At 52.0% G+C, this 12,569-nt stretch carries 9 protein-coding genes; 5 read left to right on the forward strand and 4 right to left on the reverse strand.

What is annotated here, in order from left to right; all coding sequences use genetic code 11:
* Positions 1–62: 62 nt before the first annotated feature.
* Positions 63–374, forward strand: coding sequence for a hypothetical protein (locus IB286_RS10585; RefSeq protein ID WP_190765307.1), 312 nt, complete (start codon positions 63–65; stop codon positions 372–374).
* 211 nt (positions 375–585) lie between these two features.
* Positions 586–2,037 (forward strand): coniferyl aldehyde dehydrogenase, encoded by a 1,452-nt coding sequence (locus IB286_RS10590; RefSeq protein WP_190765309.1) that lies wholly within the window; start codon positions 586–588, stop codon positions 2,035–2,037.
* Positions 2,038–2,162: 125 nt separating this feature from the next.
* On the opposite strand, the gene IB286_RS10595 is transcribed toward IB286_RS10590, so the two are convergent.
* Genes IB286_RS10595 through IB286_RS10605 form a run of 3 tightly spaced genes read right to left on the reverse strand, consistent with a single transcriptional unit; the run spans position 2,163 to position 5,436 of the window.
* Positions 2,163–3,626: a flavin-containing monooxygenase gene (locus IB286_RS10595; protein WP_190765311.1), complete on the reverse strand. Its 1,464-nt coding sequence runs from the start codon at positions 3,624–3,626 to the stop codon at positions 2,163–2,165.
* 10 nt (positions 3,627–3,636) lie between these two features.
* On the reverse strand, positions 3,637–4,626 hold the full coding sequence (locus IB286_RS10600) for an alpha/beta hydrolase (RefSeq protein WP_190765313.1): 990 nt from the start codon (positions 4,624–4,626) through the stop codon (positions 3,637–3,639).
* Between the two features lie 39 nt (positions 4,627–4,665).
* Positions 4,666–5,436, reverse strand: a complete 771-nt coding sequence (locus IB286_RS10605) for a glucose 1-dehydrogenase (RefSeq protein ID WP_223826303.1) — start codon at positions 5,434–5,436, stop codon at positions 4,666–4,668.
* A gap of 265 nt (positions 5,437–5,701) precedes the next feature.
* Between IB286_RS10605 and IB286_RS10610 the strand changes: the two genes are divergently transcribed.
* The 3 genes from IB286_RS10610 (at position 5,702) to IB286_RS10620 (ending at position 11,048) form a co-directional block, all read left to right on the forward strand.
* Positions 5,702–6,721, forward strand: a complete 1,020-nt coding sequence (locus tag IB286_RS10610) for an AraC family transcriptional regulator (RefSeq protein ID WP_190765314.1) — start codon at positions 5,702–5,704, stop codon at positions 6,719–6,721.
* A 105-nt stretch (positions 6,722–6,826) separates the two neighbouring features.
* Entirely contained in the window at positions 6,827–7,960 is a 1,134-nt protein-coding gene (locus tag IB286_RS10615) for an efflux RND transporter periplasmic adaptor subunit (protein ID WP_190765316.1), read from the forward strand.
* Complete coding sequence (locus tag IB286_RS10620; protein WP_190765318.1) at positions 7,953–11,048, forward strand: efflux RND transporter permease subunit; 3,096 nt, start codon at positions 7,953–7,955, stop codon at positions 11,046–11,048. Before IB286_RS10615 ends, IB286_RS10620 begins: the two co-directional genes overlap by 8 nt.
* A gap of 3 nt (positions 11,049–11,051) precedes the next feature.
* Here the strand turns inward: IB286_RS10620 and IB286_RS10625 are convergent, their stop codons facing one another.
* On the reverse strand, positions 11,052–12,386 hold the full coding sequence (locus tag IB286_RS10625; protein ID WP_190765320.1) for an MFS transporter: 1,335 nt from the start codon (positions 12,384–12,386) through the stop codon (positions 11,052–11,054).
* Positions 12,387–12,569 lie beyond the last annotated feature (183 nt).

Consider the following 12,569-nt stretch of genomic DNA (forward strand, 5'->3'; position numbering starts at 1 on the left):
TCGGGGCTACTTCGGTGGCCCCTTTTTTAAATTCTTAACAATGCGATATATGGAGAATAAGCATGAAAAACACACTTAAAATCGCTGCGCTGGTTATTTCTAGTGCCCTGTTCAGCAATCTGAGTTCAGCACAAATTCTGGCTCCCGGTATTCGCGACATTCCGCTGGTGGGTGATCTGCCCGTTGGCGTATTGGCGAAAATCCCCGGCACCGAATCCATCGCGCTGCTGCCAACTTTGGCCAGCCTGCTGACGCTGAATGTACTGAATGACCCGACTCAACTTGCTGATCTGCTGACTGCCGAAGCTCTGCTTGGCGTCGACAGCGGCGCGGGTCTTGAGTTGCCTGGCTTAGAAGCTCTGCCACTTCCTTAATTAGAGCTTACTAGTTTTAATTTGCTTTTAGCCGAAGCGGCGGCCGCACCCCTTGAGGTGAGTCGCTTCGGCCTTTTTATTTCAATACCCATGTTTCTTTGCCTGTACTGAAGTTCAGAGAAAGACAACACAGTTCTTTTAAGCGTTTTCTTTTTCCGAAAGTGTGAGCATACGGTCGTACCGGCAATGGAAGCACAACAGGAAAATGATAATGAACGTTGCCCAAGCCTCTCCAGAAACAGCACTGAGCCCCACGGCTGAAATGCTGCACGCCGCTCACTTACTGCAAAAACAAGCCTATCTTGCCGACCCGGAACCTTCCATTGCCCAGCGCAAAGCCGATCTACGTCGCCTAAAAGATATGGTGAACGAGAATCGTGAGGCGATCATCGCGGCGATAAATGAAGACTACGGCAGTCGTGCGCGGCAGGAATCGCTGTTCGCGGAAATCATTTCTGTCACCGATGCGATTAATGATGCCATTAGCAAGGTGGGTAAATGGGCCAAGCCGCAAAGCCGCCATGTTGATTGGACAGTGTATCCCGGTGCCAGCAATACTGTAATTCCTCAGCCGCTAGGTTGTGTGGGTGTGATTGTGCCGTGGAATTTCCCCGGCTTTTTAAGCTTTGGGCCATTGGTTAGCGCCTTTGCTGCGGGCAATCGCGCGATGGTCAAAATGTCGGAAAACTCACGCGCCTTTACGCGCCTGTTAATGAAAATTAGTGGCGATTATTTCTCGGAAGACAAACTGGTTTATTTTGAAGAAACCGGCGATGTCGGCATCGAATTTTCCAAGATTCCTTTTGATTTGCTGTTCTTTACCGGTTCGGGTGAAACCGGCAAAAAAGTGATGGCTGCGGCGGCGCAAAATTTAACGCCGGTGATTATGGAATTGGGTGGTAAGTCGCCGGCGGTGATTACGCCAAATTACCCGCTGGCAAAAGCCGTTGACCGCATTATGTATATCAAGCAATTTAATGCTGGTCAGATTTGTATTAATGTTGATTACTTGTTCGTACATGAAACTCAGTTAGACGATTTTATTCGCGAAGCTGAAGCCTGGGTTGCCAAGCATGTGCCGGATATTCAGTCGCCGGATTACACCTCGATTATTGATGCTCGCTCCTTCCAACGCCTGCAAGACACGCTTGCCGATGCCGAAGCCAAAGGCGCAAAAATTATTAAACTGAATAAAAGTCAGGATGCCGATCCAGTTAATCGCAAGCTGCCTTTGCATCTGGTATTGAACACCACTCCGGATATGATTATTCGCCAGCGTGAAAGCTTTGGCCCGCTGTTGATGGTGATGACGTACAAAGAGCAAGAAGACGTGGTGCGCTATGTGAATGCCGGTGATCGGCCACTGGCGTTTTATCCCTTCTCCAAGAAAAAGTCCGATGTGGATTATTTTGTAAAACACATTATGTCGGGTGGGGTATCGGTCAACGATGCACTTTTCCACGGCGCACAGCACGATATGCCCTTCGGTGGAGTCGGTGCCAGCGGTATGGGGCATTATCACGGTAAGGAAGGCTTTATAGCGCTGTCGAAAATGCGGCCCGTGTTCCACCAGTCAGGTTTAAGTCCAATGGCATTACTGCGTCCGCCTTATGGCAAGCTCGGTAATAGCATTTATAAGTTTATGACTTGGTTTAAAAGCTGAGAAACACCTGATTAATTACCGCGTTTGCAAGCTTGCGGCACTCGCTAGATTAATCAGGTGCGATCGAAAATCCGGCATAAAAAAAGGGTGGCAATTGCCACCCTTGTTGTTTTGGGAACGGTGAATTAGCTCACCACAAACTCATCCATATCCGGTTTTTTCAATGCTGAACGGAAGCTCACTGGCGTGTAAGGATACAGCTGAGGCTTGCCGTTTTTACCCAAGTACCAGCTGGTGCAGCCTGAGGCCCAAACGGTTTTTTCAACACCTTGGTCCATCCATTCTGAGTAGCGCTGTTGCGCTTCGGCATTAACATCAATCTCTTTTGCTTCGCCCTTACTCAGCATTTTAATCAGCGGCATGATGTAGTTCATCTGTGACTCTGAAATGCTGGTTAGCGAGAAGTTACCAATGGGGCTGCGGGGGCCAATCAGCATAAAGAAGTTGGGGAAGCCGCTGACCGCACAGCCGCGCAGTGCTTCGCTGCCTTCTGCCCATTCTTCAGAGAGTTTCACACCTTGCTCATTGATGATGTCAAAGCCGTAGGTGTAGCTCAGAGCGTGGAAGCCGGTAGCCATAACCAGTACGTCCAGCTCGTGTAGGCGACCATCTTTGGTGCGAATCCCTTTGGCTTCAATGCGCTCAATACCTTCGGTAACAACTTCAGACTGCGGAGCCTGAATGGCATTGTAGAAGTTGTCGGAGAAGATCAAACGGCGGCAACCCACTTCAAAATTCGGAGTCATGGTCTTGCGCAGTTCTGGGTCGCGAATGGTTTTAAGATGGCGCTCACACAGTTTTTTGATCAAAGCGTAGGTGCGAGGGCTGTCGCCACTCACCGCTTTACCAATCATCTCAATTAACTTGCCCTGCAGCTGGCCGGTAAAGGCTGAGTATTTGGGCAGCTTGCGATGCAGGGTTTTGGACAAGCCAGAGCGGTGGTAATGGAAAGCTGGAATAACCCACTGCGCCGTGCGCTGGAACAGGCTGAAATGCTTTGAGCGTTCGGCAAGAGCGGAGGCAATTTGCGCTGCAGTAGAGCCGGTGCCAATCAGACCAATACGCTTGTTATCCAGCGGTACGCTGTGATCCCAGCGCGCGCTGTGGAACAGGTCGCCTTCAAAGCTATCAATGCCTTCGATATTTGGCATTTGTGGGTGGCAGAGAACGCCCATGCAGTTAATCACTATATCGCACACGCGGTCTTGGCCGTCATTGGTGCTGACAACCCATTTGCCGTCTTTGCGGGCGATCATGTCTACGCGGGTATTGAGTTGCAGATGTGGGCGAATGCCGTATTTTTCTGCACAGAATTTAAAGTAGGCGAACAGCTCGGGGCCGGTGGCATACAGGCCAGACCAATTCCAGTTATGTTCAAAACTATAATCGTAGTTGTGCGCAGGAACGTCACAGGCTAGACCGGGGTAAGTGTTGGCGCGCCAAGTGCCGCCAACATCGTCGGCCATTTCGATAATGTCGAAGTTGTGAATACCGGCTTCTTTCAGCTTGATGCCGGCCAAAATGCCCGACATACCCGCGCCCAGAACCAGTACTTTAAAGTCTTTTTTGTGTTCTTTGGTGTTATTCATATTTGCTACCTCAAGATGCTTTTACAGCACGAGCGCGCGTGGTTTTTGTCGCAGTTCGGCTTGCTGTACGGGTTTTAGTGGGTTTGGCGGCGGCTTGCGAATTTTTCCAGCAGCCCGCCAGAAACTGACCAATCTCGGCAATAGCGGCATCGGCTTGTTCTAGAATGCCCGCCTGCAAGAAGAAGATGTGCCACATGTTTGGGTAAACATGCAGGGTGCTATCCACGCCAGAGGCTTGGAATTTGCGGTTCAACTCAATGGAGTCGTCCAGCAGAATTTCGCAGTCGCCCACTTGAATCAGCGCCGGTGGCAAACCGTTTAGATCCGCCAATAGAGGAGAGCAGGCTGGGGTGTCGGCGGGCAGATCACCAAGGTAGGCCGCAGCCCACACTTTTAGGGTATCTAGGCTCAGCCACGGATCATCACCGGCACGGGTTTTGTAAGTTTGCTGAACGCAGCGCAGATCAACCCAGGGTGAGCAAAACACCATGCCCGCAGGCAGTGGCAGGCCGGCATCGCGAATGGCTACCGCCAGCGCTAGGGTCAAGCCGCCACCAGCAGAGTCGCCGCCAATCACAACTTTCTCAGCGCCGCCCATTTCAGCAATAAGCGCTTTGTAAACTGCCAATGCATCTTCTAACGCGGCAGGGTGTGGATTTTCTGGCGCAAGGCGGTAATCGGGAACAATAACCCGCGCATTGCTGGCTTTGGAAAACTGTCCGGCAGGAGCGCGGTCGGTCAGGCTGGAGCCGACACAGTAGCCGCCACCGTGTAGCCATAGCAGAGTATTGTCAGAGGTTTTACCGACAGTGACCGACTCACAGGGCACACCGCCCAAGTTGATTTCGGTATAGCTCATGCCTTTGGGGGCAAGGCAAACTGAAGTGGCGGCGGTGGCAACGCGGCGCTGCATTGGATAGGAAAGACGACCACCGAGCAGGGGCTTAATGCCGTAGCGGATCACACCGGCCAGCATATTACGTCGTAGTGTTTGACTCATAAGAAACTCCAATACCCGCATTTCTGCGAGTGTTTTGTATTACTGGGCGGTGTAGCCGCCATCGACAACCAGTTCAGAACCGGTCATATAAGAAGACTCTTCCGATGCCAAAAACAGACAGGCATTGGCGATCTCAATTGGTTGGCCGAGGCGACCCATTGGGGTTTTGTCAGCGAGGCTGCTCAGCAGAGCTTGACCTTCGGCCTCTGGCAGCATTGCCAAGCCTTTTTCGAGAATGGCGGTACGAACAACGCCGGGGTGTACGGAATTAATGCGGACGGGATAGCCTTTGTTACAGCAATCTAGCGCGGCGGATTTGGTAAATAAGCGCACGGCGCCTTTACTGGAGTTATAGGCCGCTAGCTGTGGGTTGCCGACCATGCCTTCCATTGAAGAAATATTAATGATGGAGCCACCGGTTTCTTTCATCAATTTGATGGCCATCTGGGTGCCGAGAAATACACCTTCGGTGTTGACCGCGTGGGTGGTGCGCCAATCTTCCAGCGTGCATTCTTCAACATCGCCGGGAATACCAATGCCGGCGTTATTCACCAGAATATCCAGCGAGGGGTAATCCGCTTGAATTTTATCGGCGAGGTTTGTCCAGGCCTCGGGCTGGGTTACGTCTAGTTGCAGGGCTTTGGCATCGCCGCCGTTTTTACGGATCGCTTGAGCAACGCGCTCGGCATCATTCATATTAATATCGCTAACAATAACGCTGGCGCCTTCTTCGGCAAAGCGCATACAGCAGGCTTCGCCGATGCCGCTGCCGCCGCCGGTCACTACCGCGGTTTTGGATTGTAAACGCATGATGTGTCTCCTGATTCTTATTAAAAAAGGGGGCGAACCCCCCAAAGCATTGCCTGGAGTTGGGGTCTAGCAAATCTGGGATCTAACTTTAGGGCTGAGGAGGAGGTTCGACCATGTGGGAAAAGGACAGGAATTTGTGCGCTCCTGTCAGCTAAAAACAAAAAATGGTCGGCGTTTCTGTGTTGCGGTGGGCTCCGGCACTGCCTAAAATCAAGGCCTGAGACGAATATAAATAATGCTAACAGTCCCCGAGTTTAAATAAGCCATGCGAGCCGGAATTACCGCCCATCACATCAAGGGTTTTCGCCCCAGTTTGAACGCCATGCGTGGGCTGGGTTTTGAGGCAGAGCTGTGTCTGGTTGGAACCGGGCTGACCGAGACCGATTTAGATCGCGACGATGCTTCCTGCACTTGGGAGCAGGAACTGCGCTTTAACGAGAACTTGTTGGCGCTGTCAAAAGACCCCTGTTTGGGCTTGGTATTAGCCGAGGCTTACCCTCTGCCAATATATGGTTTAGTTGGCTACGCCCTGTTAAGTGCGCCGACTTTTCGCCATGCGCTGGCGATTATCGAAAGTTATATTGACCTGACTTATACCGTTTGTGATTTTCGCTTTGAAATCACGGGTGACACCGCCAGCCTGATTTTGCGCGATAAATTCCCGATACCGGCCAAGCTTAAATCCATGTTGGTGGACCGCGATTTGGCCTGCTGCGCGGCGGCCTTGTCTGAATGTTTGGGGCAGACGATTGATTTAACCGAGGTGCGTTTGACTCACAATGGTTTCAATCATGCTCGTCGCTACGAAGATTTTTTTGCGTGTCCGGTACGCTTTAATGAAAATGAGACACGCCTGAGCTTTGATGTGAAATTGCTCGACCGAGCGCTGCCCATGCGCGACAGTCAGGCGTCACAGTTGTTTGATCAACAATGCCAGTTAATGCTGTCGCGGTTAAGCAAGCAGGGCGATTTTATTGAAGCTATCCGCCAGAAAATTCTGGCCAAGCCCGGCCATAGCTTTCCCGATGTGGAAACCGTAGCCGAGCAAATGGCGATTTCTGTGCGAACCCTGCGCCGCCGTTTGGCGGAAGAGGGCACCAGCTATCGCACTATTCTCGATGATATTCGCTATGATCTGGCCAAGGATTATCTCAGCCAGAGCCGCCTTTCCCTCGATATGATTTCCGAATTGCTGGGCTACAATGATGCCGCCAGCTTTTCTCACGCCTTTAAGCGCTGGAGTAATCAGACACCCAGTGGCTGGCGCCGCGCCAACGCCGACTGACGGTTAATTCTTCTCTTCCTAAACATACAAATGACATCGTTGCTGGTGTAGTCTTTGCGCCTTCACGTCTTATATTTTTACACCGACTCTTTTTAGGAAGTGCGCATGAATACTCGTCGCTGGTTAATCACACTTGCTGCCTGCGTGGTGGTGCTACTGGTATTGGCGGGCGTTAAATATCAGCATATTCAAGCGGCCATTGCCTTTGGTCAATCCTTTCCTGAACCCTCTGCAACCGTGCAGGCGATGACCGTGCAGTTAGAGCCGGTTGAGCAGCGCGTAAATACCATCGGCGAAGTGCTTACGCCACAACAATTGATGCTGCGCTCTGAGCTGGCCGGGCGTATTGAGTCGGTAGCGATGGTGTCGGGTCAGTCGGTAAAAAAAGGGCAAGTGCTATTGCAATTGGATATTCGCGATGACCGTGCGCGCTTAGAGGCGGCTGCGGCGCGGGCTAAACTAGCGGAACTCAAACTAAAGCGTGCTCAGCGTTTGCTGAAAAGTCGCACAGCGAGTCAGGATGATGTGGATCAAGCGCAGGCGGAGTTTGATATTGCGCGCGCTTCGGTGACTGAACTGAAGGCAATCATCGACAAGAAAACGCTGGTCGCGCCGTTTGATGCGGTAGTGGGTTTACATCACTTGGAAGTGGGTGAATATCTGGATGCCAATACCGAACTTGTGGAATTGGTTGGCGAACACGGCGCACTGTGGGTCGATTTTAATTTGCCGCTCAGTCAGGGTGAGGTGGCTTTGGGTGAAACGGTTGTTATTGAATTACCTGCCGGTGAATCTCGGCAACAGGTTTCGGCGCAGGTGATTGCGCGCAGTCCCGGCCTTTCTGAAATGTCCCGCAATCGTCACTACCGAGCCGAATTGCAAGACGGTGCGGTATTACCTGTAAATGCGGTAGTTAATGTCAGTGTGTCCGTGGCAAGCCGTGAGGGTATGCGTGTGCCGACCACGGCGGTGCAGCGCGATCCACTTGGTAGTTATGTTTTCCGTTTGGAAAAAGAAGGCAAGGCTTATCGCGCCCAGCGTCAGGGTGTAAAACTCGGCGCTGAAAGTGCTCAGTGGGTTAGCGTTACAGAGGGTTTACAGGCGGGAATGCTCATAGCCACCAGCGGTGCCTTTAAACTGGCTCACGGTATGTTGGCCTATGTGGGAACACGCCCAGATGGCACCGTAGAAGTGAGAGCTAGCGCTGCGGCCCCTGTCGAGGAAGCAAGCGATGAGTGATGCCAAACCGGGACTCACCGATATTTTTGTCACCCGCCCGGTGCTGGCCTTGGTGATTTCACTGGTGCTGGTGATTGCTGGCCTCAAGGCCGCCAAAGAAATTCCGGTGCTGGAATACCCGCAAATTGAAAGCTCCTCGCTGGTTATTAGCACTGCCTATGTTGGCGCTTCGGCAAAAACAGTACAGGGCTTTATTACTGATCCGATAGAGCGGGTTGCCTCAACCGTGCCGGGGGTGGATTACGTAGACTCCATGACCTTGGCGGGGATGAGTACGGTAAATGTCTGGCTGAAACTGAATGAAGACAGCGCCGATGCCTTGGCGGAATTAAATTCGCGCCTCAGCCAGATTCGTTTTGAACTCCCTGCGGGCGCTGAAGATCCGGCAGTAACCGTGCAACGAGCCGACCGCGCCGGCGCTTTATTCTATTTGGATGTCGTCACTGAGAATTTCAGCCGCGCCGCCGTCACCGATTATCTACAGCGTTTTGTCACACCAGAAATGGCCTCTATCAATGGCGTGCAACGTATCGGTCTTGAGGGCGGTCGCAATCCGGCCATGCGTTTATGGCTCGATCCCGATGCGATGGCGGCTTTTAATATCAGTGCGCCAGAACTGCGGGCGGCGCTGAATGCAAATAACGTTATTGCCACAATTGGTCACAGCGAAAATGCCAATCAGCGTATTAACTTGCTTACCAATACCACCATGCAGACCCAGGCGGATTTTGAGAATTTGGTTTTGCGTAAATCTGCGGATGGCTCCCTGCTGCGTTTGAAGGATATTGCGCGGGTTGAGTTGGGTGAGGAAGAGGGCGAACTCATTGCCCGCTACAGCCAGCAAGATGCGGTTTATATCTCGGTGTGGCCTCTGCCTGGCGCTAATGAAATTGCCATTGGCGATGAACTTTATGTACTGCTGGACCAGTTAAATAATCAGCTGCCCGACGGCATGGAAATACGTCCGGCTTACGATGGCACCTTATATATGCGCGATTCGATTCGCGAAATTTTCACCACACTGGCCGAAACTATTATTCTGGTTGGGGTGGTGGTGTTGGCGCTGATGGGGTCTTTCCGCACTGCGCTTGTGCCACTGGTGACCATTCCTATTTCCCTATTGGGCGCGGTGGCCGCCATTACCATGATGGGTTTTTCCCTGAACCTACTGACCATTCTCGCCATTGTATTGGCGGTGGGTTTGGTGGTGGATGACGCCATTGTTGTGGTGGAAAACGTCTCTCGTTATATGCGTGAAGGTAAAACGCGCACTCAGGCGGCACTGGCCTCTTCCCGGCAATTATTTTCGCCCATTGTGGGCATGACGATTACCTTGGCGGCAGTGTATGCTCCGATTGGTTTTCTCTCGGGTTTAACCGGTGTTTTATTTAAGGAATTCGCCTTTACCCTCTCGGTCGCCGTGCTGATTTCCGGTGTGGTGGCTTTAACCCTGTCGCCAATTATGAGCGCTTACGCCAATGCCGAGGGTGGCCGTGAAAGTGGTATGACCCAGTGGGTCAATCGCCGCTTTGATGATTTGCATATTCGCTATGGGCGTTTGCTGAGTCGGGTGCTCGAATGGCGCTGGCAAATATTGGTGATCGGTGTATTTATCAGCCTGTTAATCGTGCCGTTCTATTTATTCTCGCAAAAAGAGCTGGCGCCAATTGAAGATCAAAGTGCGATAAATATCATCATTGATGCGCCGTCGACCGCCTCGCTGGAATACACCGAGGACTATATGCACGATGCCATTGATATTCTGCACCAAACGCCGGGGGTGAAATACACCTGGCAGGTGGTGCGGGCCAATGCGGGATTTGGCGGCATTATTTTCGATAGCATCGATCAGCGAGACAAGAGCGTTCACGAATTGCTGCCCGAGGTTTTTCAATACGCCTCTAGTATTACCGGCTTGCGGGTTTTCCCCATGCTGTTTCCTGCGTTGCCATCGGCGGGACAGTTCGACGTTGAAATGGTGGTGCAATCTTCCAATGACCCCATGGCAATGAAGCAGTATGCGGATCAATTGATTGGGGCGGCCTACCAGAGTGGCCGCTTTATGTTTGTCGACACCGACCTGAAAACCGATATGCCTGAAGTGCGGTTTTTGTTAGATCGTCAGCGTATTGCTGATTTGGGCATGGATTTGGCCTCGGTCAGTCAGCAGCTTGGGGTGTTGTTGTCCGGGAACTACGTCAATCGTTTTGATATGAACGGCAAGGCGTATCAAGTGATTCCGATGGTTGAGGGCAAGGATCGAGCAGATCCAGAATCCTTAATGGATTTACTGCTGCGCACCCCCAGTGGTGATTTGGTGCCGCTGGCCTCCGTGGCGCAACTGGATTATGCGGTTGCTCCTCGGGTACTGGGTAAATTCCAGCAGAAAAATGCCTTCCGCATTATGGGCGGTGTGCAACCCGGTACGACGAAAGAACAGGGGCTGGCGATTTTAGAAGCGGCCGCAGCGGAGATATTGCCGGCGGGTTACAGCATTGATTACGCCGGCGAGTCGCGCCAGATTCGCAAAGAGGGCAGTACGCTGGTGGGTATTCTCGGCATCGCCTTACTGTTTGTGTATTTTGTGCTGGCGATCCAGTTCAACAGTTTTCGCGATCCCTTAGTGGTGTTGTTGGGTTCAGTGCCTTTGGCCTTGGCGGGGGCGCTATTGATTCCATTTTTGGAATGGACCACGGTGAATATTTATTCCCAAATCGGCTTTATTACCCTCACCGGCTTAGTCGCAAAAAACGGGATTTTGATTGTCGAGTTTGCCAATCACTTACAGTCGGAAGGCCTAAGTAAATTGCGGGCAATTCAAGGGGCTGCCGAAACGCGTTTGCGCCCGGTTTTAATGACCACAGCAGCAACGGTGTTGGGTCATTTCCCGCTAGTGCTCGTGAGCGGAGCGGGGGCGGAAGCGCGAAATAGTATTGGTATCGTCTTGGTTGTGGGGATGGTGATCGGCACCCTATTTACACTGTTTGTGCTGCCTTGCCTCTATCTTGTTGTGGCGCGGGAGCACAGTGGTTCGGAAGTCGATCCCGGCCACGATGCGGATAAAGCCGCATCGGTATCCTACGGCTAGCGTTTATTGCATCTCTTGCGGGCTGACTTTCCAAGTGCATAACGCGGCCGCTAAAGCGGGGATTGCGAACAGAATAAACAACACGGGAATCGATAAGCCGAAGCCCATGAGTACACCGGCGAGCAAGGGGCTGATTACCGCTCCTGCTCGTCCTAGTCCCGCCGCCCAGCCAAGCCCGGTACTGCGAATCTGCGCGGGGTAAACCGCCAGCGCAATATTGTATAAATTGGAAAATGCGCCCATCAGCGTTATGCCAATTAAAAACAGCATTATCCAGATCGCAAAATAAGGGATGCTATTAATAACGCTGGTCATGCCGCCCACAATAAAAATACAAATCGTGCCCAGCACAAAGCCCCCGGCAATCAATTTATTTAGGGCAATTTTCTTCGCCAAATACCCCATCAACATGGTGCCAATAATCGAGCCGAACGGAATCGCGGCGGTGCCTTGAATGGCCTTTTGCTGAGACAGGCCCGCATTGCTCAATACTTGTGGCATCCAACTGCTGATGAAATACACCACCACAAAGCCGGTAAAAAATGCCGCCCAAGTGAGCAGGGTTGTATTGCGGCGGTTGGGCGTGAGCAGGGAATTAACGGTGGCTTTTTCTTCGGTTTCGCTTTGACTCACAAACGGCAGCTCATTAACTTGCGGCTGGCCGATAAAACCCAAAATACGATTCACTTTTTCCAGTGCCGTTGCCGGATGCCGTTTTAGGGTAAAGGCGATCGATTCCGGAACAAAAATCTGACTTAACACGCCCACCACAACTGTAAGCAAACCGGCGTAAAGAAAAATAGGTTTCCAGCCCAGCGATTCGATCAGGGCGCCGGTAAGCATGCCGCCAATAACTGCGCCGAGTGAGGCACCGGCCACCATAATAGAAATAATTAATACGCGGTGCTTGGCGGGGCTGAACTCGCCCATCAAGGGTGTTAGCGATGCCACTAGCAGGCCCAGCGCTAGCCCGGCAACAGCGCGCAGTATCATCAGCTCCACGGCATTGCTGCACAGCATAATGGCACTGGTCATCAGCCCGGCCATAATCAGCGAGCCGCTCACTGCAATACGGCGGCCGTAGCGGTCGGCAATCCATGATAGAAACATAGCGCCCAAGGTCATACCGAACACGCCGGCACTTAATACCAAGCCCATTTTCTCAGCGGGGATTCCCCAATCGGCGCTGATGGCGGGTGAGGCGTAGGCGATCACCACAATATCAAAGCCCTCGATCATACTGGCCAACATACCCAGCGTGAGAATCAGCCATTGCATGGGCGTCAGTGAGTTGGGGTGGAGAATCTCCTGGGAATCAGTGGAGGGGCTAGCTGCCATGTTAGTGCTCTCTGTTTTTATAAATGTTGTTTTAATAAATAAACACCTATGATGATTAGTTGCCATGATAACGAGCTTGAGCTCGGGTTGATAGTTCCGGGTTGGTAGTTCTGGGTTGATAGATCGAAAGTTGACCCAGAATCACAAAATCAGTTGAGCTGTGTCGTGATCCAAGGCTGAAGT

It is taken from the genome of Spongiibacter pelagi (genome assembly GCF_014705705.1).
In the GTDB taxonomy this organism is placed as follows: domain Bacteria; phylum Pseudomonadota; class Gammaproteobacteria; order Pseudomonadales; family Spongiibacteraceae; genus Spongiibacter; species Spongiibacter pelagi.